Genomic DNA, 24,398 nt, shown 5'->3' with positions numbered 1-24,398 from the left:
GATACGCAAGTTTGCCCCGGCCCTCTCGTCAGATGCTAGTCAATCTCGACCTCAAATTCGGCAGTGTAGATGGCCGTCCCACTGATGCGCACTAAATCACCGTCCACGGCGACCAACACGCGGCCAGCCCGCCCAATCTCTAGGCCTTGCTCGACGCTCAACTCAGACGCAGGCCGAATGTAACGATTGTGGTATGCGCCCATCACGCCCGAAGCTGTTCCCGTCACCGGGTCTTCGACTGTGCCGGAGAAGGGCGAGGAGAAATGTCGGGCGTGCATATCAACTGCCGGATCGACCGTTTCAAAGCAGATGGGATGGATCGAGGCGTGGGGCTGCTGCGTGAGGAGGTCAGGAAACAGCGCATTTTGCGGCTGCATGCGGCGCATCGCGTCGAGACCGCGCACGGGCAGGATGAGCGTCCAGATACCAGTGCTGCCATAAACAATGGGCAGTCTGTCGTCCAGATCGCTCACTTCCAGCCCAACTGACGCGGCGACGGCAGCACGATCCCCGGCAAACGGGATGAACTGCGGCGGCGCTTGCGTCATCCAGATGTAGGGAAGATTCTCGCGCACTTCGACACTGATGGGCAGGATGCCCGCTTTCGTCTCGACGGTGAGCGCTGTCCGCTCATCGAATGCGCCGCGCTGATGCAGCGCCGTGAAGCTGGCGACAGTCGCGTGACCGCACAGATTCATTTCGCTGCCCGGCGTGAAGTAGCGCAGCTTGATGTCAGCCCGGTCGGAGGGCAGCACAAAGGTGGTTTCGTTGAAGCCGACTTTAGCCGCGATCTGCTGCATGGCGTCGTCGGTTAAGCTTCGCGCGTCAAAGACAATGCCAGCGGGGTTACCGCGGCCCGGCGTTGTCGTGAACGCATCGTAATGGTGAACAAGTGTCGGCACAGCGCATCTGCCTCAGTCAGTGAGAGAGGCATAAGTATAGCGGGAAAACCGCCGGGCGCGGGAATCAAACCAAGGGATCGTTGCCGATCCCCGTTTGGTGGTTTGTCAATGTATGCAGCTTTGTCGGTGATTACGAACGGCGGGCGGTACAACTGCGGTCGAGCAGGTGTGTCCGCTCACGTGCACGGGTTTGGCTTACTTCGCGTCGATCCCGGCCTGGGCTTCCTGACGCGATAGCGGACCCGGCGTTGGCGCGGGCAGGAACTTACGCACAATGGCGGGGAGGCGCTGCATGTCTGACTTGCAGACAAAGGCCGTGGCGCCGGCGTTCAAACAATTGTTGATCGTTTGCGGGTCATTCAAGGACGACAGCATGATCACGGGTGTCCCACGTGTCGCTTCGTGCGCCCGCAGCGCACGACACAGCTCAATCCCGCTGATGCCCGGCATCATAATGTCCAGTACGAACATATCCGGGACGGTGCTCTTGACGATTTGCAGCACCTGGGCGGCGTCCTGCGCATACAGCAGTTCAAACCCACTGCGCTTCAGGAAAGTGGCCGTCAGCGTTCGCATTACTCTATCATCATCAGCGAGCAGAATGGTCATTTTGGTACTCCGACCCTACTTCGTTGTTACAACACAGCGGTGTGCAGTGTCGGCCACAACAACTATGCGAACGATCGGTGAAACAGCCTAGCGAACATTATCGGCGGTGATCGCCCGGGCAAATTCGGTCAGGTTGGCGGCTTGGATGGAAGCCAGCCAGGTCTGCGTTTCCGGCGACAAGCCATATTCCGCGAAAATCGCGTGGTCACGGGTCTGCACCAGTCGATCACAGAATTTGCGGTCGAGCAGGGCACGGCCCATCAACTTGTCGATCTGGGTCATTTCGTGCGCAGTCAGGCAGTAGCCTTGCCACAGGCTCTTCTTGAACGGATCCGGTTTCGGATGGGTGCTGCGATCTACCTGGTAAAGGCGCTCACTTAACGCCATGATTTGGTTCTCCCTGATGAACTGCGTTTCAGCGTACGTAACGTGCCGGGTGTCGTTGAATGTTATTCGCTCGTGGGCACGGCGAGGGTCGCGAAGGCAATACGATCCGGACCACCGTCAATCGGGCCAGCGTGAACGCGCGCCACCGGCGCGAGGGTAATCGCGAACACCAGCGAAGCGACGACAACGGCGACCAGCTTCGTGCGGAGGGAGTTAATCTGCGTGTTCATGTAGGTATCTCCTGATGAGAGTTAATTTCCAACGTTTGACACTACGTTAGCCGGGGGTGTGCAACAAAGTGCTGACCAAATGAACGCAAAAATAAAAAACCGCCATGCTTGGCGGTTAATTAAATTCGGCAAAAATGAGTTCTAGCTGAGCAAAGTTCTGGCTAAATGAATAGTATCTTTTGATGGTTCGGTTCTTAAGTCAGTCCACAGAATTTTCTTCAGCTCTTGAATATGGGCATAGATCTTGTGTTTTTCCCCTTGTTCGGCGTAACACATCATGATCGAACGGTGCACGTCCTCGCGGTAACGGTCGACCTTGAGCGCCTGCTTGAACAACTTCAACGCCTGCCGGAAATCGCGCCGCGCCTGACCACAGCGCGCCAAACCAATCAGCGCTTCCAGATACAGCTCGCCGAGGTTTTCCCGGTACGGGGTCAGCCATTCCTGATCCAGCAGCGGCAACAGTTCGCCTTGATACAGGTCGACGGCGCGGCGATACAGGTCTTCGGTGCGAGCGTCGCGCACGCTCAGGTCTTGCGCGCGTTCCACCAGTTTTTCGAACTCGTGCGCATCGCACCAGATGTCGAGGTCGGGATGAATCATGTACTGATCATCCTTGAAGACGATGATGTTGTCGCCCAATGCCTGCCGCACGCGGTACAGCGTTGTGTGGAAGTTCGACCGTACCTTCTGCGGGTCGGTGTCCGGCCAGAAGTCGAGGCTGATCTCCTCGCGGCGTTTCGCGCCCATGAACAACAGGTAGAAGAACAGTTCGCGGGCGGCGGTCGCGCGCCATTCGCCGGGGAGAATCGGCACGCCGTCGCGCTCGATCTTCTCTTTGCCGAGCGTGAGGATGCGCAGACTGTAGGTGTAGTCGTTTGCCAGCCGATCTTCAAGGCGGGTGACGACCGCTGTCCCGACACGGCTCTTCTGTAGATGTTTGAGGCGCGCAATCAGGTGGGGGTAGCTGCCGCTGTTGGCGAGGGCAAACCCTTGCAGCTTCGGCGTGTAGGTCAGTTCCGCGATGACCGGCTGCGCACTCGCGCCGAGGTTGATGAGTTCCGCCGCGCTGTCAAGGTAGTGCCGGGCGCGCGCTTGATTATCTTGCGCGAGGCTGACTTCAGCGCACAGCGCCAACACCTGCGCGGCTTCACTCACGGCATGCTTCTGACTGAGCGCCTGACCGAGACGGACGAGCTGTTCGAAGGCGTTCGACGCATCGCCTTGTAAGCCCTGCACCGCCCAGAAGTGCGCCTGACCGACCAGTGTTTCGATGCCGAGGCTGTGGGTTTCGGCTAAGGCGACCGCTTCTTCGGCGAGGGACGCGGCTTCGATCCATGCGTTTTGCCAGCGCCGCAAGATCGATGCATTGATGAGCACGTTGCAGCGCAGGTTGGGGTCACGGTTGCCCGTGAATTCCAGCGCGCGGCTGTACAACTGCCACGCTTCGTCAAAGCTGCCGCGGTCGCGCTGCAAGTCCGCCAGACTCCACAGGAGATAGCTTTCGATGCGTTTGTTGCGAATGCGCGCGACGACGCTCAAACCTTCTTGGATGGTCGCGTAGGCTTGCGTATAGTCACCATGCTGATGGTAGTGGTAGCCAAGGTCGTTGAGCGCGCGCGCCAGCAGGCTGGAAATGCCCAGCGCACGCCGCAGCGCGACGACTTCTTGCAGGCAGGCGCTCGCCTCGCTAAGCCGACCGAGACGGAGGTAGACGATCTGCAGATCTTGGAGCAGACTGGAGAGCGCCAGCTTATCGCCGTTGTCGCGGCTGAGCGGCAGCGCTTCTTCGAGATATTTCACCGCGATATCGGAGTTGCCAAGACGCAAATAGGCGAAACCGATGACGCGCAGCGCACGCCCATGCAGATTGGTCGCGTCCTCGGTGCGGTGCAGCAGTTTCTCCGCACCCGCAATCGCCGCCAGATAATAGCCGTTGATGAGGTTCATACGGGCGCGCTGGAGCTGAATTTCCGCGACGCGCTCGCCGTTACCTTCTTGCTGGAAGAGCGCTTCTGCCTGATCAAGCTCAGGCGTCGCCGCTTCGTAGTTCAGGCGGTCGATGTGGATGATAGCCGCGTAGTACAGCAGCTTCGCATTGTTGATCCCCGCGTTTTGCAGCTCGGTATTCCACTGGAGCAGCGTTTCGGCGCGGCTTTGCGCAAAGTACAGATGCAGCACACCATCGATAGCGGCGCTGGCTTTATCAGCCGCACCCCCGATCATGAAGTGCTCAAACGCTTGCACAAGCTCGCCCTGATCGACGAAATAGCGGGCGGCTTTCAGGTGTAAATCGACGAAGGCGGTTTCATTGATGCGCCGCAGTTGACGCTGCAGGAACGCGCGAAAGAGCTTGTGATAGGCCAGCCCGCCGGGAACGCGGGACAGGAACATATTCTGTTCGAGCGCTTCGCCGAGCCACGCCGCGCCATTTTGCAGGCCGAGTACATTGGCTGTGAGTTCCGGCGTCATACGGGCGAGGGTTGAGGAGGCGAGCAGGAATTCGCGCAGGCCGCGGGGCTGCGCGTCGAGCATGGAACTGGCGAGCGCATCAAACAGGGCTTCGGGCGTGACGCTGCCCGTAGGCAGCAGCTGCTCGACGGCGGTCGGCAGGGGACGCAGCGCGAGAATGATCCCCGCGGGCCAACCCTGCAGGCGATTCGTGAGTTCTTCGGCCTCACTCGCGCCGACGCGCGCACCGCGCATGTGCAGCGCGAGTTCTTCGATTTCGCTGTTCGTAAACCGCAGTTCCTCTTCGCTCATGGCGACGACTTCGCGGCGGGCGATCATTTCAGTCAGCGAGAGTGCGGGCGGCGTGCGGCTGATCAGAATCAGGTGGCATTTGGATGGCAGCAGCGACACGAACGATTGCAACCACGCCTCACAAATCGACGAGCCGCTGATGTTCTGCACATCGTCCAGTATGATCAGCAGTTTGTCTTCAGGCGTTTTGCGCAGCAGGTTGGTCAGGCTGACGGCGAGTTCACCGGGTTCATACGAGGGAGGATTGGCATCAATGGTCAGGCGCGGGAAGACGTTCTGCAGAGCGGCGGTGAACTGCTGATACAGGATCGGAAAGTCGCGTTCCTGTTCATCAATCGTATGCCATATAACAGTATGCGGCGTTGATCGAGCCAACTGCGCGACGGCAGTGGTTTTGCCAAAACCGGCTGGGGCGCACACGAGCAGCAATCGGTGATCAAACACCTGCTCGAGGCTGTGCTCCACGCGTGGGCGCTCAATGGCGCTGGCTAAGCGTGGAATTTGCTGTTCGCGTAACTGTTGGCTCATACCTCGCTCGTGAGGTGCCCGAAAATAGCGACAAATTCTAGTTTCATGTGAATATTAACAAATTTCAAGAAATGAATCGTTGGAATGTTATAACGATCACTTTTTGCGCGATTCAGCCATGTCTAGACTGCCGGGCAGTTGGGTCGCCAGTTGCGAGCGCGTTAGGAATTAGTTCCGATCCGCTTGTCGCTCAAGTTGTGCCCAGACTGCAAAATACCACCACTAATTCGTATTATCATCCCGAACAAGTGCGCACGTAAGGTCATCTGCCATGGTCTGACTATGACTTAAGTTCTATTCGCTGGTCGTTGGGCAGCTGCAGTGCGTTCGGCAATCTAAGTGATTCTCAATGTTCGATGGAGAATCGCCTAGAAATCGCGCCAGGTTGGGGCACTTGGCGCGGGTAATGTGAGAATCACGGGGAAAGTGACCTGCAGAAGATGGAGTTATTAACGTAAATATTAGAACATTTGAACTGTTCTTTCGTCTAGGCAAAATCCGCCCAAAACAACTAGTCGCACTGCCGATCAATATAAGTTTGTAAACAAATATACTAAGGACATTCGATCACTACCCTGATCTGCGAACAAAGAATGGTTTTTTCCAACGTATCCCTGCGCCGCTCTCAGCCCATATTGACTCGCCCAGCCACCAGCACTGCTGGCGGGTTGCGCTTCGGCGCCTTTTTGGCTACGTTAGCAGTCACATTACTGGGATGTTCCCCCACCGTTTCGACATCCGCACCGCCCACCGCGCAGCCGCCGGTCAGCGGTCTTTCATTTTATGGTTGGCCGGACTACATTCCGCAGTCGGTGCTCGAAGCCTTTGAAGTGGAATACGGCATTGAGGTAGTCCCCTCCAGCTATACGGACGCCGACGAAGCGATTGCCGCGATGCGCGGCACCCCCAGCTACGATGTGGTGCTGCTGGACAATGACTACATTCCCGAGGTAATTCAGGCCGGGCTGCTCGCTCCGCTCAATTACGAGAATCTCCCGAACTTCCGCAATGTATCCGCCAATTTCCGCAATCTGGTGCATGACCCCGATAATCGCTACACCATCCCGTTTCACTGGGGGACAACAGGCATCCTCGTACGGACGGATTTGGTGCCGGATCCGGTGCGTAATTGGGATGCGCTGTGGGATCCGCGCTACGCGGGGAAAGTTGGTATCTGGGAATTTCAGAGCTACATGATCAACATCGCGCTGAAAAGCCTCGGCTACTCGATCAACTCGGAAGACCCGGCGGAACTGGAAGCCGCGCTGGTGCGTCTGCGCGCCCTGCGTGCCAATGCCACCATCATTGATCCCAGTCTGGCGACCTCGATTGGACTGCTGGAAAGTGGTGAGCTGACGCTGGCCTACGGTTGGGTTTACGATTTGTTTGCCGCCAGTGATCCCTCACTGCCGATTGAGTATGTCATCCCCGAAGACGGCGCGCTGTTGTGGGGGGATAATCTGGTTATTCCGGCGAACAGCGCGCATCAAGCCACTGCCGAACTCTTCCTGAATTTCCTGCTGCGGCCGGATATCAGCGCGGCGAACGTCGTCGCCACCGGTTATGCGACGACGGTCGAAGGCGTGCAGGACTTAGTGCCAGCCGAAATTCGCAATAATCTCGCCATATTTCCGACCGAGACCATGCTGCAAAATGCCGAAATTGGACTGCCATTGAGCGCGGAGGGGTACGCCCTGCGTCAAGCGATCTGGCAGCGCTATGAAGAAGGGGATGCACCATGACCCTAACGTCTGTGCCCAGTCCAGCCACGCTGCCGACCGGGCCATTTACGCCCACGATCAGCGTGCGCAAAAGCCTGCCCATCATCATTGGGGTGGGGCTGTTGGTGCCGTTTGTGCTCATCAGCGTGGCCGTGTATACGTTCATCTACCGCACCGAAGAACAGTCGTGGCATGATCGGCAGGCGGAAGCGGCGGCCTTCGCGAGTACGACCGTAGCGCATTTCGTCGAAGATGCGCTGGTGCCGCTCGACACGCTTGGGCTGATACAGCGAACGTATCTCGAACTGCGCCCGGAATTCGCTGACGATCTCCTGCAGCAAAATGATGCGCTGCTCGAACTCTTGCGACTTGATCAACGCGGTCAGGTGTATGTCTCCGCTTACCGGGATGAGGCGACGCTGGCGCAGCAGCTTACCATGCGCCAATCGACCTGGTTTGCGCGCGCGCTTGCCGGCGAGCGCTACATCAGCGAGGTGCAGTTGACGGGCGATAATGCGCTGTATTTGATCGTATCTGCGCCCGCGCCTGATGGCGGCGTGGTGGCCGCGCGCTTAAGTATGAATGTGCTGTGGGATACGGTTGACAGCATTCGCTTTGGCCAAACGGGGACGGCGTATGTGATCGATGCGGAAGGTGATTTGTTCGCGCATACCGGATCGCGCGGCTGTCATCAACCGCGTCAACATGTTCAATCAGGCGGGTCTCAGTCAACTGCGGGCGCAACCGGACATGGCGTGGTCGGGCATCACTACGAACCTTGCGGGGCAATCGGTGTTGGCGGCGACCAGCCCGGTTGCTGAGACGAATTGGCTGATCGTTACCGAAGTCCAAGAAGCAGAAGCGTTTGGCGTCAGCCGAACCGCGCTGCTGCTGCTCATCGCGATCATGGCGGGTTTCTACGCCGTGATTCTGTTTGTGATGACACGCCAGTTGAGCCGCTACATCTTTCAGCCGCTGACCACCTTGGCCGCCGGTGCCGCGCGCGTGGGGCGGGGTGAGCTCAGTCAGGTCATTCCGATTGTGCGCTCGGACGAGCTGGGTTCTGTGACCGATGCGTTCAACCAGATGACCACGCGTCTGCACCAGCGTGATCAGCAGTTGGCGGCGGAGGCTCACCAACGTGAAAACCTGATCGCCGAATTGCAGATCGCGACGGAAGCCGCCGCGGAATCGTCCCGCTTGAAGTCAGAATTCTTGTCGACCATGTCGCATGAACTGCGCACGCCGCTGAACGCCATCATCGGCTTCTCCGGAATCTTGCTCGAGGGTATGGCTGGCCAGCTTGACCCGATCACGCGCCCGATGGTGTCCAGCATCTACAACAGCAGCAAACACCTGCTGGAACTGATCAATAACATCCTCGATGTGTCCAAAATTGAAGCTGGGCGCGTGCAATTCGTCTATGCGCCGACGCCCGTGCGCGCCATGGTCGACGACTGGACGACGCAGATCAGCGTGTTGGCGACTGATAAACAGCTTGCGCTGAAGACGGTCGTCGAGCCGCAGGTTCCGCCCGTGCTCAAGCTCGACAAAGCCCGCGTCACGCAAATCGCGATCAATCTGCTGGGCAATGCGGTGAAGTTTACGGACGCGGGAACCATTGTATTGCACTTGCAGTGGGACGACGGACTGCTCTTCCTGCGCGTGACGGATACCGGCATTGGCATCCCCTCGCACGCGCTCGGTTTCATTTTCGATGAGTTCCGGCAGGTGAACAGCACGTCCAATCGCAAGTATGAAGGGACGGGCTTAGGTCTCGCCGTCGTGCGTAAGCTGTGCAACGCTATGGGCGGCTCGGTCGCGGTGCGGAGCACGGTCGGCGAAGGCATCGAGTTCATCGTGACGCTCCCGGCCCCCATCGTCAGCGAAGCTGAACTGGTTTCTTGAAGGAGCTGATATGGTAGCCCGTCTCAATCCCCCGAATCGCGGCGTCCTGTATGGCTGGGAGGTGGTGGTCGTCGACGATGACCCCGGCAGCCTCGAAGTGGCGCGCATTCTGCTCGACTTTTATGGCGCAAACGTCAGCACAGCGGTCAACGGTCAGGAAGGGCTGGATCTGATTTGCAGCGTGCGTCCGCGCTTCATCGTGACCGATCTCTCTATGCCGGTCATGGACGGCTGGGAACTGATCAAGCGCCTGAAAGCGGATCCCGTATTGGCGCCGATTCCGATCATCGCGCTCACGGCCCATGCGATGCTCGGCGACCGTGAGAAAGCGATTGCCGCTGGTTGTCACAATTACATGTCCAAGCCGTTGACGCCGTCCACTTTCATGCAGGACCTGCTGCAGCTGCTCATCATCATCCCGGAATTCACCGAAGCTCTCTCTGCATAACTACGATCAAAGGACTACACGACATGAACCTCGCCCGAACCCTGATTGTCGATGACGACCTGGCAAGCTGTCAGGTACTGGCTCACATCCTTCGCTACAACGGTATCGAGGTTGATGTTGCAGCCAACGCGTATGAAGCGCTGGAGTATCTGGCCAACAACGCGTACTCGCTGGCGATTCTCGATCTGGCTATGCCGGAAGTCGATGGCTGGCAGCTCCTCAGCACCATCCACGAAAACCCGGCGACCGCGGCACTCCCGTGTATTGCCGTCACCGCCTATTATGACCCGGTCGTCGCCGTAGACGCGGAAAACGCTGGTTTCGTCAAATGCTTTCCTAAGCCCGTGCTGCCCACGTTCGCGCAGGATATTGGTGCGATTTTCTCGTGAATAAACCAGTCTGGCGGGAGAAGTTAGGGCACTTCAAGGCGCAATCGCTGATGTCGAGCCTGCGCACGAAAGCGCTGCTGGTCACGCTGGTGGTACTGGCGTTGTGCTTTATCGCCATTTACGTGGTCAGCCGCACCATTCTGGAACGCGGTTACCAGAATCTGGAACGGCAGGCGGTTCAGGAGACGTTGTACCGCGGTGAAATCGCGCTCAAGGAACAAATCGGCTTTCTGGCGAACATCACCCGCGACTATGGTCACTGGGATGACACCTACGACTTTGCCGAATCCGGTGATCGCAGCTACATCAACTCCAATCTACAGTCGTACTTCTTCGAGTCGTTCAAAGTCGACGTCGTGCTGTTCATCGATGAGGCGGGGACTGTCGTCTACCAGCGGCTCTATGATCCCGAACAACCGCGAACAGTCTTTGATGTTCCGGCAGCGGTGCGCGATACGATTCTGTCAACGGACGCGTTGTTCGACTATGAGACGAGCCAGAACCGCAGCGCCGGGCTGATCGCAACGCCGCAGGGGATTATGCTCGCTGCCGCCGCGCCGATTGTGCCGAGCACGCATGCCACCGAGCCGAATGGCAGCCTCATTTTTGCCCGTTTTCTGCAGTCGGATGATATGGCGGTGCTCATCGAAAGCGTTGGGCACGAGTTGTCGCTGTACGATTTAGCAGCGCCGGATCTGCCCGCTGACGTGGTTACTGTGTACGCGGAGATGCTGGCTGATGACAGTCCCTTCAGATTGTCGGTCGCTAACGACCTCGTCTATGGCTATCGCTGCCTGAATGATTTAGCGGGGAATCCGCTGTTCATGCTGCGCGTGAGCATGGCACGCAATATCTATCTCGAAGGGGTGGCCACTCAGAACTATTTCTTGACCGCCCTGCTGCTTGTCGGGCTGATTTTCGTTGCGTTCACGTTCATTCTGCTGGATGGGCTGGTGATCTCGCGCATCGGCACGCTCACGCGGCGCGTGCGTGAAATTGCGCCGGAACAGCATGATCGCCGGATTGAGTTTGATGGGAACGACGAAGTCGCGCAGCTCGCGCAGCAGATCAATGTGCTGCTCCAGGATATTGAGCACTACGACGAAACGATGGCCGCGCTCAACGAAGAAATGGAACGCAAGAATGTCGCGCTTCGCGCTGAGCAGGAACACAAGGATCGTTTCTTCGCGCACCTGAGTCAATGGTCGAGATGTCGCACATGCAGCGGGGCATCATCCCCATCGAGCACCAGCCCATCGATTTTCAAACGCTGGTGAATGCCGCGGTTACGGGCTTGAATTCGCGGATTGCTCGCAAGGAACTGCGGGTGACCGTGGCCTGTGATACGCCCGCGCCGATGGTCGATGGTGACCCGGAACGGCTCGGCGTCGCCGTGAGCAATATCACGCGCTTCTGCGTGCAGTCGGCGGAAGCCAAGAGTGAGATTCGCATTCAGCTCAGCCATCGCGTCGTCGAGAATATGAACTGGTCCGTCCTCAGCATCTCGTGTCAGACGCAGGCCTTCCGCGCGGCGGATCTGTACGATTTGCTGATGCCGTTCTTTGTGCCGACCGAAGCCGACAAGACGGGGACGCGCCTGCATTTGTCGCTGGCCAAGACGATCATCGAGATGCACATGGGGCGTATCCGTCTCGAAACGGATGAGGACGACCGCAAGAAGTTTATCGTGGCGCTACCCCGGCTCACCAAGTCGATGCCGAGCGCGCAGCAGCTCACACTGCAGGCCCAAAGTATCTAGGCACCGTATGTGCGGTAAATAGTCGAATATGGGGTTGTAGGGGCGCACCGCCGTGCGCCCCTACGAGCAAGCACCTATGTCAGCGGACGCGATCCATACACTGGATCGCGTCCGTTGTTTTTCCGCTTAACGCGGCGGGGCTGCCGGGAACGGATTGCGTTCGTGGAAGCCGTTTTGGTGCCAGTAGGGGTACGTTTTCTCGCGTTCGCTGGCCGCGTCCAACCGGGCGACCTGCTCAGTGCTGAGGTTCCAGCCGACCGCGCCGAGATTCTGCTGAAGCTGCTCTTCGTTGCGCGCGCCGATGATCACGCTGGCGACTGTCGGACGCTGGAGCAGCCAGTTCAACGCCACCTGCGCGACCGATTTGCCCGTTTCGGCGGCGACCGCGTCCAACACATCGATCAGGTTGTAGAACCAGTCTGCTGGCAGCGACGGTCCCTCGCCGCCGCCCTGCTGAATGCGCGTGCCTTCCGGCATGGGGTTGGCGCGGCGGAACTTCCCACTTAAGCGACCACCCGCGAGCGGACTCCACACCAGCGTGCCGACCTTCTGATCGAGCGCCAGCGGCATGAGCTCCCACTCGTATTCGCGCCCGACGAGCGAGTAATACGCCTGATGCGCGACATAGCGCGACCACCCGTAGCGGTCGGACACGGCGAGCGACTTCATCAGATGCCAGCCGGAGAAATTGGAGCAGGCGAGGTAGCGCACTTTGCCCGCGCTGACGAGATCGTCCAATGCGCGCAAGGTTTCTTCAACCTGCGTTTTCGCGTCGAAGCTGTGCATGGTGTAGATGTCGACGTAGTCGGTGCCGAGGCGTCGTAAGCTGGCTTCCACCGAGCGGATGATGTGAAAGCGCGAGGAGCCTACGTCGTTCGGATCATCGCTCATGCGGAAGGTCGACTTGGTAGAGAGCAGCAGCCGGTCACGCCGCCCCTGAATCGCCTGACCCAGAATCTCTTCCGACAGCCCGGTCGAATACACATCCGCCGTGTCGAACAGCGTCACGCCCGCGTCGAGGCAGAGATCGACCATGCGCGTCGCTTCGGCAAGATCGCTCGTCCCCCATTTGCTGAAGAAATCGCCCCCGCCGCCGAAGGTCGCCGTGCCGAGGCTCAGCACCGGCACGCGAAACCCGGAACCGCCCAGTAACCGATATTCCATCATGTGTTCCCTTTCTGCAGAGTTTCCTCTGATGAATAAACTCTAGATCACGCGATCATTGCCGCCGTCGATGGGCACCTGCGCGCCCGTCGTGCGCGAAAAGGCCGGGCCGCACAGCTCGGCGATCAATTCGGCGACGTGGTGGCTGGTCACTTCGACGTGCAGCACATTGTTCGTCTTGTACTGCTCGACGGTCAAGCCATAGTTGGCGGCGCGCGCTTGCAGCACAGCTTCCGTCCACAGCCCCGTGTCGAACACCGCGTTGGGATGCACCGTATTGACGCGAATGCCGTCCGCACCCCATTCGAGCGCCGCCACCCGCGCCAGTTGATTCATGGCCGCTTTGGACGCCGAATAAGCCGCTGCGCCCGGCCCCGGCGCTGGTACATTCTTCGATCCGACGATGACCACGCGCCCACCGTTCGGCGCCAGCTTGAGCAGCGGGTGCGCCTCGCGCAGCAGCACGACGTTGGCGTCGAGGTTGATGCGCATAACGCGCTGCCAGTAATCGAGCTGCAGCGCCTGAATCTTTGCGCTCGGCGGGAAAATGCCCGCGTTCAACACGAGCATATCCAGCCCGCCAAACACTTGGGCGCCCGCTTCCAACGCCTGCTGAATCGCCGGCTCGTCGGTCACGTCGCACATGAGGCCGAGGAAGTCGCGCCGCGGGAACAGCGTCGTGATCGTCGGGTTGATGTCCAGCCCGATCACCGCCGCGCCCCGCTTGAGCAGGGCTTCAGCACATGCTTTGCCGATGCCCGATGCTGCCCCGGTGACGAGCGCGATCTCCCCAGTGAAGATGGGCGCTTTAGTCGGCGCTTTGAGCTTGGCTTGCTCCAGTTCCCAGTACTCCATGTCGAACAGGTCAGCGGCGGACAGCGCTTGATACCCGCCGAGCGCTTCCGCCCGGAGGATGATATCGATGGTGTGGCGGTAGATATCTGCGGCAAGGGCCGCATCTTTGGCGGTTTTTCCCAGCGTGATTAATCCGAGTTCCGGGTCGAGGATGATGCGGGGCGCGGGGTCGAGCATGGTCAGCGGCGCGTCGGCACGCGGTTTGTGTGCATCAAAATACTCGACATAAGCCTGCACATAGGCAGCCACATCCCGCCCGATAAGCGGGAGGCGTTTGGTGCGGATCACGTGATCCGGCGTGGCTGGTCCCTGCTGCGCGATCTTGCTCACAGCGGCGCGCTGGACAAAACTGAGCGCTTGCGCGTCGGTATGCGCTGCCATGATCAGCGGCGTGCCTGCTGCCGCGGAGACGGCTTTGCGTAACGCGGCGCGTTCAGCGCGCAGTGCTTTGTTTGACACGGTGATCTCGGGCACGGCGATGTGCCACGCGCCCCGGTTGGCGAGATACGTTTCCGCGCGCTGAACCAGTTCGATCATGCGTTCGTAGGATTCGCGAGCATCAGCACCAAACGAGAAAATGCCGTGATTCAGCAGCACCATCCCGACTGTCCCCGCGTGTGCCGCTTGCGGGTAGATCTCTGCGCACAGGCGCGCGAGTTTGAACCCGGGCATCACATACGGGATGATCACCACGCTGTCGCCATAAACCCGGCGCACATGGTCGCGACCGTCGGGGGTGTTGGTCAGCGCGATGATCGCGTCGGCGTGCGTGTGATCGACGAACTTGTGTGGTAGCACGGCGTGCAAAATCGCCTCGACTGAGGGTGACGGCGCGGCGGCATCCGTCATGGCGCAGCGCATGGCATTGGCCATCGCCTTGTCGGAGAGCGCGGGCAGTGTCGCCAGGTCGAGCAGAGCGCGGCGGCGCACCGGCGCGAAGCCCGCCGCCTCGATGGTCGCCAGATCCCAGCCGCTCCCCTTGATGTAGAGGATCTCCTCCGGGCGACCGAGTAAATCCGGTTCGGTGAGTTTGACCGAGGTGTTGCCGCCACCATGCAGCACCAGCGCGGGATCGCGCCCCAGTAGGCGAGAGGTATATACGCGCTGCGCGAGATCGCCAGCATAAGCGGCGGCCTCGGCGTCATTCCAAAGGCTGGACATCACAAACGGCTCCTGAAGTGCGGCGGATAGCTGCAACTGATTCTGCCTGTATTCGCGTGAAAACGCTATAATTGCGCCACCTTCCGCACTCTGACTAAAAGGCCTATTCATGAAAGTTGGCGGCACGCATTATCAGACCATCTGGCTGAAGCCAGATGACCCGACGATTGTCCAGATCATTGATCAGCGCCGGTTACCGCACGAGTTTGTCGTGCTCGATCTGCGCACCGTGGCTGAGGTAGCGCACGCCATTCAGGCGATGATCGTGCGCGGAGCCGGACTGATTGGCGTGACCGCCGCCTATGGTATGTATATCGCCGTGCTGACCGCGCCCAAAACGACCCGCCATGCCTTCTGGGAGTACGTCGAGGCGGCAGGCGCGCAGCTCAAGGCGACGCGCCCGACCGCGGTTAATCTCGCATGGGCAGTGGATCGCCAGCTAGAAGCCCTTCAGCAGGTCGAACCGCTGGACGAGATGATCGCGTGTGCGCGTGAGACCGCGCTGCGCATCGCCGCGGAAGATGCGGAGAACTGCCGGAACATCGGCACGCATGGCCTTCAACTGATCGAAGCCCTTGCCGAACGCAAGCCGGGAGAGACGATCAACATCCTGACACACTGCAACGCGGGGTGGCTGGCGTTTGTCGATTACGGCTCGGCGACCGCGCCGATCTACGCCGCACATGACCGCGGCCTGCCGGTGCATGTGTGGGTGGATGAGACGCGACCGCGCAATCAGGGCGCGCGCCTCACAGCGTGGGAACTCGGGCAGCATGGCGTGCCGCACACGGTGATCGCGGACAACGTCGGCGGGCATTTGATGCAGCACGGGCTGGTCGATCTGTGCATTGTCGGCAGCGACCGCACCACCGTGACAGGCGATGTCGCCAACAAGATCGGCACGTACCTCAAAGCGCTGGCCGCGCACGATAACGGCGTGCCGTTCTACGTCGCGCTGCCTTCGTCTAGCTTCGACTGGGACATGCGTGACGGACTGCGCGAGATTCCGATTGAGCAGCGCGGCGGGGACGAGGTCAAGTACATGGATGGGCAAACGGCGAGCGGCGCCATCGAGGTAGTGCGGCTGACGCCGGAAAGCAGCCCGGTCGCCAACTTTGGGTTTGACGTGACTCCGGCGCGCTTGGTCACCGGGTTGATCACCGAGCGGGGTGTCGTTGCCGCCGACGAAGACGCGATTCTCAACCTGTATCCCGAAAAGCGGCGGCTGGCGTCCCGCTGACGGTCGCCGCACGGATAGCCGGATAATCGGGGCTGACTGACTTTCTCAATACTTTGATGAATGCTCCCATGCATGTGGGCTGCTTAATTGCGTTACAATTAACTCAGATGTTCTCAGTGCTAGAGCGGTAATTCTTCGTTAGCGTTCTGAATTGCTAACGGGAAAGCAAACCTTGTGAAACAACCAGATACCCGTGCCATCACGCCCTACGTTGTCCTCAGCATTGGTACGCCTTTCACTCAGCCGGATCTCCTGCTAGAGCGTTTGCGCGAACTGGTTGATCGACCTGTGAAACATGAGCCATTTCTTACACTCGCTTCTCTGGAAGCTGCCCTGACGCGCACGCCCGACGCCGTCATTGTGTGTGACTTCGACAACCCCCAAATTGATCCTGAAACGATTGTGCGCCGTGTGCAGCACCTGCTGCGGTCAGCCCCGGTCATCGTGGCTGCGCACACCGCGCACGTCAACGTTGCGGTGGACATGATGCGGCTCGGCGCGAGCGGCTTTGTGGCGAAGGCGGATACTGATCGGCTGCTCCAGCTCATTCAGCAAGGGTTCAGTCAGCGTGCCGGCGTGACTGCGGAGCCCACGACGGGGGAAGCGCCCGTGGAAGCTGTGCGCGCCTTGCGGGATCAGATCCATGCTATTCTTGATACCACCCAAGATGCCTTGATGAGCATTTCTTTGCCGGATCGCCAGTTGATCTACGTCAGCGCGTCGTATGAGAAGATCTATGGTTATCCGGTGGCATTGGCACTGGAGGATCCGGACTTTTATAAGCACGTTGTGCTGCCCGACGATCTCGAACTCGCCACCGCCGCGATGGAAACGTGTCTGCGCGAAGGCTTCGTCGAGGTGGATCACCGTATTGTCCTGCCTGATGGCCAGGTACGCTGGCTGCACCGTCGTGCGTGGATCACCTATGACGAACAGGGTCGTCCGGCTCAGGTCAACGACAGCGCCCGGGACATCACCGCGCGCAAAACGATGGAAGCGGCTTTGCAGCAGAGCGAGGGACGGCTGCGCAGTCTGTTTGTCAACTTGCAGGATGTCGTCTGGTCGGCTGATATTCCCAGTTACGAGATTGAGTATCTGAACCCAGCGGCGCGGACCGTATTTGGGCGACCGGAATCTGATTTCTACGAAGATTGTGAACTGTGGCGCAAGATCATCCATCCGGATGATGCGCACCGCGTTGAGGAACTGGGAAACAGCCTCTTGCACGGTGGCCGTCGAGACGCCACCTATCGCATCCTGCGACCAGACGGTGAGGTTCGCTGGTTGCACGACCGGGCGTGGATCGTGCGCGATGCGGAGGGACAGCCCGTGCGCATGGAAGGTATCGCCAGCGATATCACTACCCGTAAGCTGGCCGAAGAAGCCTTGATCGCCAGTGAGGCCAAGCAGGCCGCTCTGTTTGCGGCGATCCCGGACAGCATTTTCTACCTGCGCTCAGATGGTACGGTGTTGGAGTATCATGGAGCATCCGACAAAATTCTGCTGCCCCCTGAACAAATCATCGGCAACAATCTCTATGATTTCTTCAAGTTTGCGCTCGTTCCCCAGATGATTTTGCAGCAAGCGATTGCCGCTGTGCAGACGGTGATTGCTACCCGAGAGCTGGCCGTGTTTGAATATACAATGCCGGATCTCCGTGATTATGAAGCGCGCATGATCCCGGTGGGCGATACCAATGCGCTGATGTGCATTGTTCGCGAAATCACTGAGCGGAAGCGGGCGGAGCGCCAGTTGCAGCAGAGCGAACAGCGTCTGCGCCTGTTCATCGAACATGCGCCCGCCGCCATCGCGATCTTCGATACGCAGATGCTCTATCTCGCGGCCAGCCGCCGCTGGTCGCAGGATTACCGGTTGCCCGATGAAAGTATCATCGGTCGCAGTCACTATGATGTTTTCCCGGAAATCCCGGAGCGCTGGAAAGTAATTCATCAGCGCTGTCTCAATGGGGCAGTCGAAAAGTGCGAAGCCGATCCCTTCCCCCGGGCTGATGGCACGCTTGACTGGGTGCGCTGGGAAGCGCATCCGTGGCGCGACATCGATGGCGCGATTGGTGGCATTTTGCTGTTCTCCGAAGTCATCACCGAGCGCGTGCAGGCCGAAGCGGCGCTCCGGCAGAGTGAAAGCTATCTCCGGTCGCTCGTCGATTCCCAGACCGCCTTCAATATGCGCACGGATTTACTCGGTCGAATCACCTACTGCAATCAACGCTATATCGACCAGTTTGGGTGGGTCGCGCCGGATATGATCGGCAGACTTTCGATGGAGATGGTGCTGCCCGCCGACCATGACAAGGTGATTGCCGCGGTCTCGGGCTGTCTGACGAGTGTGGGGACGCCGTATCAGGTGGAAATCCGCAAATATGCGAAGGGCGGCGGGCACATCTGGACGCTGTGGGAATTCATCGCCGTACAGAACGCGGATGGCAGCGTCGGCGAGGTGAACTGCGTTGGCTTTGACATCAGCAAGCAGAAGCAGGCTGAACTCGCGCTGCAGGAAGCGAATGAGCGGCTGGAACAGCGGGTTATCGAGCGCACCGCAGAACTCGAACGCGCCAAAGATCGCATTGAAGCGATCTTCCAGCACAGCGGCGATGGGATTTTGCTGCTGGATCTTGCGGCGGGCATTCAACAGGCGAACTACGCCTTTGATGAGATGCTCGCGCTGGCGAGTGGCAGCACGCATGGAGCGCAGTTGGCTACCTACCTCCACCCCGATGATGCCGTTCGCATTGATGCCGTGATTGCCGAAGTCGCGGCGACGCATCAAATGCAGCAGATTGAGGCGCGAGCACGCCGCGCCGAGGCGACATTCATTGATGTGGAAATCAATATCGCGCCGGTCAATCGCTCGGAACAGGCGGTCACCAATCTCGTCTGTATTATCCGCGACATCACCGAGCGCAAGCACGCCCAGGACGCGCTGCGTGCCAGTGAGGAACGCTTGCGGATTCTGTTCGATACCAGCCCGGATGCCATTTGCCTCATCAATTTAAAAGGGGTGTTCGTCGACGTCAACCCGGCGGGACTGATGCTGGTCGGCCTGAGCCGGGAAGAACTCGTCGGTAAATCTCTGTCTGAACTCGGGCTATTCACGAATCCAGTCTATCAGCGGCAGACGGTCGATGGGCTGGGCCTGACGCGGCAGGGCAGTGGACGCACATCCGAATATGAAGTCCGAACGAGTACTGGCGAGATCATTGTCATCGAAGCGGTGACGCACCCGATCAAGCTGGAGGATGAACTGCTGCAGCTCGCCGTCATTCGCAATATCACCGAGCGGCGGCGCGCCGAGGCGGCGCTGCGTGAGAGCGAGGAACGGTACCGGCGGCTCATCAGCACGATGTCAGAAGGTATCGTGCTGCAAACGCGCGACGGGTCAATTCAGACTTTCAATGTGGCAGCCGAACGTATTCTTGGCTTATCCGGCGATCAGCTCATGGGACGGACTTCGGTCGATCCCCGGTGGCATGCGGTCCATGAAGATGGCAGCCCGTTCCCGGGCAATACGCATCCGGCTATGGTCGCTTTGGCGACTGGCCAGCCGCAGTCGAACATCATGATGGGGGTCCATAAGCCCGATGATGAGAATATCACGTGGATTCTCGTCAATTCCCAGCCTTTGTTTGAGCCGCATCAGGCTCAGCCGTATGCCGTGGTGACGACCTTTACGGACATCACCGCTAACAAGCTGGCGGACGCCGCGCTGCGCGAGAGCGAAGAACGTTATCGACTGCTCGCTGAAAATGTGAACGATGTGATTATCCGCTTGGCGCCGGACGCGACCCTCACTTTTGCGACAGCGTCGATCACGCGCCTGCTCGGTTACCCACTCGAAGAACTTATCGGTCAGGGCGGCTTTTCGATTGTGCATCCCGACGATCTCGTCATGTCGCAGACGACCGTTGCCAACGCGCTGGTCGCCCACCTGCCATACTTTACGCTGGTCGAACGGATTCGGCATAAGGACGGGCATTACATCTGGGTTGAGGGGGGCAATTCGAATGTCTACGATCCGGCGACGGGTGAACTTGTGGAAATGGTGGGAGTGCTTCGGGATATGACGGCTCGCCGCCAAGCGGAAGAAGCATTACGCGAAAGTGAAGAACGGTATCGCCTGCTGGCGGAAAATGTGAATGACGTGCTGTTTAGGGTGGATGCGAAGGGCGCAATCACGTTTATCACGGCGTCCGCCCATAACGTCTTGGGGTATGCCCCCGACGAGCTGCTCGACGTCCCCGTTTCCACGCTCGCTCATCCGGATGATATGGCGACGGCAATTGAAGTGGTTCAAAACACCTTCATTGCTCAGGGGACGCATCTGACCTTGAATGCGCGCGTGCTGCACAAGACCGGGGTGTATGTGTGGGTGGAAATCGCGGCGACGCTGGTTCACGATCCGCGTACTGCCCAAGCTGTCGAACTCATTGGTGTGCTGCGCGATGTGACGGAGCGGAAGCTCGCCGAAGATGCGCTGCGCGCCAGTGAAGAAAAATTCCGCACCTTCCTTGAAGCCGCGCCGATTGCAACGGTGATTGCGAATATGCAGGGGCGCGTCGTGGTGGTGAATCAGGCGGCTGCCGAACTGTTTGGCTACGAGCGCTCCGAACTTATCGGCCGGTCGATTGGCGTGCTCGTCTCGGAGGAATACCGGAAAGAGCAGTTTAACCGGGTGAACAGCGGGAGTACGCAGTCCAACCAGCGAACTTTCTTCTTTGAATCGATGGGACTGCGCCGTGATGGGTCACGCTTCCCGTGTGACACGCAGTTGAGTTTCATCGAAACGTCGGAAGGCGCGATGGTGATGAGCCATGTCATCGATACCACGCAGCGCAAACAGGCGGAAGCCGCGCTCAAGCAGTCGCTGGCACAGGAACGCGAACTGGGCGAGTTGAAGTCCCGCTTTGTCTCAATGGCCTCGCACGAATTCCGCACGCCGCTGGCCGCGATTCTCGCCGCTACGGAAACCCTCTCACTGTATCGAGATCGGATGGACAAGGCGCAGATTGAGGGACGGCTAGAGCGCATTCGCCAGCAGGTCACCTACATGCGCGACACGATGGAAGACGTGCTGAATCTGGCGCGTATGCAGGCCGGACGCGTCAAGTTTGAGCCGCGTTCCGGCGATGTGGCGGCTCTGGCGCGCGAGATTGTCAATGAATTTGACAGTCAGATCGAATTTCAGGGACGACTCGTGTTCACCTGCGCAACCGCGCCGCTGCACGCTGAATTCGATGAACGACTGCTGCGGCAAATCTTCAGCAATCTCATTCACAACGCCCTCAAGTACTCAATCCACAACCAGTCGGTGTCCGTCCATCTCCTAGATAGCGAGGCTGCTTTCCGGTTGCGCATTGAGGATCACGGCATTGGTATTCCTGACGACGATCTAAAGCACCTGTTTGAGCCGTTTCACCGCGCGAAGAATGTTGGCACGATTTCGGGGACGGGGCTGGGGTTGAGCATTACGCGCCAGTCGGTCGAGCTGCACGGTGGGACGATCACCGTAGAGAGTCGGGAAGGAGTGGGGACGACCTTCGAAGTGATCATTCCGAAGGTCGCCCAACCGCGCGTTGACGTGTCGTGAGTGGTTTTCGAGGAGCGTAGGGCGCATCAGCGTGCGCCCCACAGCCAATGACCGGGCTCTGTCGCGTTAGGTGCGATCCGGGACGACGGCCATGACGATGGCGGTCGCCGGGCCGCCCAAGCGCATATCGATGGCCGCGCTTGCGTAGGCGTAGGCGTCAAACGAGTCCAGACCCCATTCCGCCGTCAACAGTTTATACGCTTCATCCAGCGCCACCTGATGCGCTGCTGCCAGTGTGTCGCCCATGCCGATGCAGTAGGTGCTGCTGCCGACGCGCAAGCGCGGGTACGTCAGCGCCATGCCTTTGGCGACGCTGACGCGCAGTGTCGCTTGTCCGGCGGCTTCGAGACTCACCCACGTTGGCTCGGCGACGCCCATGGCCGCATGCAGATCGCCCATCGCCAGCAGCGCACCGGGAACTTGGATCGGCAGGTAGAGCGTCGTGCCCGCTTCCATCTCGCGCAAATCCATGTTGCCGCCGAACGGATAGGCGGGCATGAACGTCGACCCCGCGCCCTCCGCCGGAGCGACACCGATGCAGCCGATCATCGTGCGGATCGGCACGCTCAGTGAGTCCGAAATGTACGCCCGGCCGTTGCGCAGCGCGATTTCTTTCACGCGGGTGGCGTCGGTCTGCGCGCCCAAGCCGCCGAACTGCGGCAGCCACACCGACCACGCGCGCCGCACCTGCACGTCGAGAATCTCGACCTTGAGCGCGTCGCCGGGTTCCGCATCTTCGACATAGACCGGGCCGGTCACCGCGTTGAAGTTCTCCAGCCCGATGGCCTCGACGGCTTCGCCTTTGGAGAGGCGTTCGTAGGCGACATCGCCCGTTTCAAAGGTGACGGTATCGCCGCTGACGATGCGCAGCACGGGCGGAATGGTGCGGTCAAACGAGAATGCACGTTGGTCTTGCTTGAGCTGATAGGTAGCCATGCGGTCAACTCCTATTGGTTAGTCATATTGGCTGATGAACTGCGTCAGTACCTGCATGTAACGGTCGGCTTCTTCGACATGCGACGAATGCGAGCTGTTTTCGAAGATCACCCACTGCGCGCCGGGGATGCCGTTCTTGACCGTCTCGGCGATCAACGGCGTCGCTTCGTCGTGCCGACCGGACGTGACGAGCGTCGGCGCTTTAATTTCGGGCAGGCGGTCGATGATGTCCCAATCGCGAATCGTGCCGATGACGTGGAATTCGTTTGGTCCGTTCATGGTGTTGTACACCTCACCACCCTCATCGAGGTAGTCAAAGCTCCGTTTCACATAGTCCGGGTACGGCAGCAGACGACAGACGTGCCGATCATTAAAGACCTTCGTCGCGTCCTTGTATTGTTGGCTGCTGGTTGTGCCGGCGATTTCATGTTCCAGCAGCGTCGCCTGCACTTCCGGCGGCAGTTCCTCGCGCAGTCGATTGGCCTCGGCGACCCATTGCTTCATGCTGGCGGGCGAACTGGCAATCGTCAGGCTGGCGATCCCTGGCGGTTGCGTCAACATGTACTGCATCGCCAGCATGCCGCCCCACGACTGCCCGAGCAAATGAATGCGGTCGAGGCTCAGCGCGCGCCGCACGACGTCGACTTCTTCGACATACAGCTCGACTGTCCACAGCTCCGGTTTGCTCACGTCAATAGCGGAACGCCCGCAGCCCAACTGATCGTAGTAGATCACACGGCGTCCGGTATCCGCCATCGCGTCGAGCGATTCGAGATAGTCATGGGTCGCGCCGGGGCCACCATGCAGGCAGAGCAGGGGCGTTTTGTCGCCCTCACCGACGATGCGATACCACGTCTGGTAGCCTTTGAAGGGGATCGTCCCTTCGACAATGCGGTGTGCCATGAATAGTGCCTCCTTAAACTTTATATTTGGTGCGGGGATCGAGCGCGTCACGGAGCGCGTCGCCCAGCAGGTTAAACCCTAAGGTGGTGACAATGATACCAATGGTCGGCGCGATGATCGTCCATGGGGCGATGCGATAGCGCGTTTGCCCCTCAGCGATCATGTTGCCCCAACTGGCAGTCGGCAGTGGGACGCCGACGCCGAGAAAGCTCAGCGACGATTCCACTAGGATTGTACTGGCGAAACTCAGCGTGCCCCACACGACCACCACGGTGATGATCTGCGGGAGAATTTGGCGCACGAGGATGTAGCGGTCGCGGCAGCCGATGGCGCGCGCGCTTTCGATGAAGGGCCGTTCACGCACGGTCAGCACCTGGGCGCGCACCAAACGCGCCAGCGGCGCCCACGTGATGAACACGAGGATGATGATCACCGTCGGGATGCTCGGTCGCAGCACCGCGCCGAAGCCGAGCGCCAGCAGAATGGCCGGGAAGGCCAGCAGAATATCGGTGACGCGCATGAGCAGGTTGTCGAGGATGCCCGCGTAATAGCCCGCAACCAACCCGACCGCCGTGCCGATGATCGCCGCGCTGATATTCACCGTCAGGCTGATGAGTAGCGAGATCCGCGCGCCGTAGAGCATGCGGCTGAACATATCGCGCCCCAAGTGATCCGTGCCGAGCAGGAAACGCGCATCCGGTGGGAGCGGCGTGCCCGTGGCGGAGAGGCCGTCACGGAACTGTGTGAGCGGGTCGATGCCGGTGACCAGCGGCGCGAAGATCGCGGCGGCGATCACCACTAGCACCAGCGCGATGCCGATCCAAGCGCGGGGGAGCCGCCGCAGACGCGTCCAAAAGCCCCGTTTGGGCTGTTTTCTGATGATAGCCATAA

Annotated in this window: 19 protein-coding genes; 9 read left to right on the top strand and 10 right to left on the bottom strand. The window is 59.6% G+C overall.

Features of this window, described 5'->3' with window-relative positions; all coding sequences use genetic code 11:
* Window positions 1-35: 35 nt before the first annotated feature.
* The 5 genes from IPK17_RS28060 to IPK17_RS28040 all read right to left on the bottom strand — a co-directional run bounded on the left by IPK17_RS28060 (window position 36) and on the right by IPK17_RS28040 (window position 5,419).
* Window positions 36-902 (bottom strand): PhzF family phenazine biosynthesis protein, encoded by an 867-nt coding sequence (locus IPK17_RS28060; protein WP_343421002.1) that lies wholly within the window; start codon window positions 900-902, stop codon window positions 36-38.
* A 195-nt stretch (window positions 903-1,097) separates the two neighbouring features.
* Window positions 1,098-1,511: a response regulator gene (locus tag IPK17_RS28055; RefSeq protein WP_343421001.1), complete on the bottom strand. Its 414-nt coding sequence runs from the start codon at window positions 1,509-1,511 to the stop codon at window positions 1,098-1,100.
* An 87-nt stretch (window positions 1,512-1,598) separates the two neighbouring features.
* Complete coding sequence (locus IPK17_RS28050) at window positions 1,599-1,898, bottom strand: hypothetical protein (RefSeq protein WP_343421000.1); 300 nt, start codon at window positions 1,896-1,898, stop codon at window positions 1,599-1,601.
* Between the two features lie 62 nt (window positions 1,899-1,960).
* Window positions 1,961-2,128, bottom strand: a complete 168-nt coding sequence (locus tag IPK17_RS28045) for a hypothetical protein (RefSeq protein WP_343420999.1) — start codon at window positions 2,126-2,128, stop codon at window positions 1,961-1,963.
* A gap of 141 nt (window positions 2,129-2,269) precedes the next feature.
* Entirely contained in the window at window positions 2,270-5,419 is a 3,150-nt protein-coding gene (locus IPK17_RS28040) for a winged helix-turn-helix domain-containing protein (RefSeq protein ID WP_343420998.1), read from the bottom strand.
* Window positions 5,420-6,105: 686 nt separating this feature from the next.
* Here IPK17_RS28040 and IPK17_RS28035 point away from each other — a divergent pair.
* Genes IPK17_RS28035 through IPK17_RS28005 form a run of 7 tightly spaced genes read left to right on the top strand, consistent with a single transcriptional unit; the run spans window position 6,106 to window position 11,644 of the window.
* Window positions 6,106-7,161, top strand: coding sequence for an ABC transporter substrate-binding protein (locus IPK17_RS28035; RefSeq protein WP_343420997.1), 1,056 nt, complete (start codon window positions 6,106-6,108; stop codon window positions 7,159-7,161).
* Window positions 7,158-7,961, top strand: coding sequence for a cache domain-containing protein (locus IPK17_RS28030; protein ID WP_343420996.1), 804 nt, complete (start codon window positions 7,158-7,160; stop codon window positions 7,959-7,961). Before IPK17_RS28035 ends, IPK17_RS28030 begins: the two co-directional genes overlap by 4 nt.
* The gene (locus IPK17_RS28025) at window positions 7,846-9,048 is read left to right on the top strand and encodes a sensor histidine kinase (RefSeq protein WP_343421517.1); all 1,203 of its coding nucleotides are present in this window, start codon (window positions 7,846-7,848) and stop codon (window positions 9,046-9,048) included. Before IPK17_RS28030 ends, IPK17_RS28025 begins: the two co-directional genes overlap by 116 nt.
* Before the next feature lie 10 nt (window positions 9,049-9,058).
* Window positions 9,059-9,496 (top strand): response regulator, encoded by a 438-nt coding sequence (locus IPK17_RS28020; RefSeq protein WP_343420995.1) that lies wholly within the window; start codon window positions 9,059-9,061, stop codon window positions 9,494-9,496.
* Window positions 9,497-9,519: 23 nt separating this feature from the next.
* Window positions 9,520-9,885, top strand: coding sequence for a response regulator (locus tag IPK17_RS28015; RefSeq protein ID WP_343420994.1), 366 nt, complete (start codon window positions 9,520-9,522; stop codon window positions 9,883-9,885).
* Complete coding sequence (locus tag IPK17_RS28010; RefSeq protein WP_343420993.1) at window positions 9,882-11,162, top strand: CHASE4 domain-containing protein; 1,281 nt, start codon at window positions 9,882-9,884, stop codon at window positions 11,160-11,162. Before IPK17_RS28015 ends, IPK17_RS28010 begins: the two co-directional genes overlap by 4 nt.
* Window positions 11,105-11,644, top strand: coding sequence for a sensor histidine kinase (locus IPK17_RS28005; RefSeq protein WP_343420992.1), 540 nt, complete (start codon window positions 11,105-11,107; stop codon window positions 11,642-11,644). Before IPK17_RS28010 ends, IPK17_RS28005 begins: the two co-directional genes overlap by 58 nt.
* 126 nt (window positions 11,645-11,770) lie before the next feature.
* Here IPK17_RS28005 and IPK17_RS28000 read toward each other — a convergent pair whose 3' ends face one another.
* Window positions 11,771-12,808, bottom strand: a complete 1,038-nt coding sequence (locus IPK17_RS28000) for an aldo/keto reductase (protein WP_343421516.1) — start codon at window positions 12,806-12,808, stop codon at window positions 11,771-11,773.
* A 42-nt stretch (window positions 12,809-12,850) separates the two neighbouring features.
* Window positions 12,851-14,824, bottom strand: coding sequence for a bifunctional aldolase/short-chain dehydrogenase (locus IPK17_RS27995; protein ID WP_343420991.1), 1,974 nt, complete (start codon window positions 14,822-14,824; stop codon window positions 12,851-12,853).
* Window positions 14,825-14,933: 109 nt separating this feature from the next.
* Here IPK17_RS27995 and mtnA point away from each other — a divergent pair, with 109 nt between their 5' ends.
* Both mtnA and IPK17_RS27985 read left to right on the top strand, forming a co-directional pair.
* Window positions 14,934-16,064 carry an S-methyl-5-thioribose-1-phosphate isomerase gene (gene mtnA / locus IPK17_RS27990; RefSeq protein WP_343420990.1) on the top strand — a complete coding sequence of 377 codons (1,131 nt, stop codon included), beginning with the start codon at window positions 14,934-14,936 and terminating at the stop codon, window positions 16,062-16,064.
* Window positions 16,065-16,238: 174 nt separating this feature from the next.
* Window positions 16,239-21,668 (top strand): PAS domain S-box protein, encoded by a 5,430-nt coding sequence (locus IPK17_RS27985; protein ID WP_343420989.1) that lies wholly within the window; start codon window positions 16,239-16,241, stop codon window positions 21,666-21,668.
* 66 nt (window positions 21,669-21,734) lie between these two features.
* Here the strand turns inward: IPK17_RS27985 and IPK17_RS27980 are convergent, their stop codons facing one another.
* From IPK17_RS27980 to IPK17_RS27970, 3 genes are read right to left on the bottom strand one after another with little or no spacing between them, the layout of a single operon-like run.
* Window positions 21,735-22,604: an acetamidase/formamidase family protein gene (locus IPK17_RS27980; RefSeq protein ID WP_343420988.1), complete on the bottom strand. Its 870-nt coding sequence runs from the start codon at window positions 22,602-22,604 to the stop codon at window positions 21,735-21,737.
* A gap of 18 nt (window positions 22,605-22,622) precedes the next feature.
* Window positions 22,623-23,507 (bottom strand): proline iminopeptidase-family hydrolase, encoded by an 885-nt coding sequence (locus IPK17_RS27975; RefSeq protein ID WP_343420987.1) that lies wholly within the window; start codon window positions 23,505-23,507, stop codon window positions 22,623-22,625.
* 13 nt (window positions 23,508-23,520) lie between these two features.
* The gene (locus IPK17_RS27970; protein ID WP_343420986.1) at window positions 23,521-24,396 is read right to left on the bottom strand and encodes an ABC transporter permease; all 876 of its coding nucleotides are present in this window, start codon (window positions 24,394-24,396) and stop codon (window positions 23,521-23,523) included.
* Window positions 24,397-24,398 lie beyond the last annotated feature (2 nt).

The organism is Candidatus Flexifilum breve, assembly GCF_016713355.1.
This window is presented reverse-complemented; position numbering and strand designations above follow the sequence as displayed.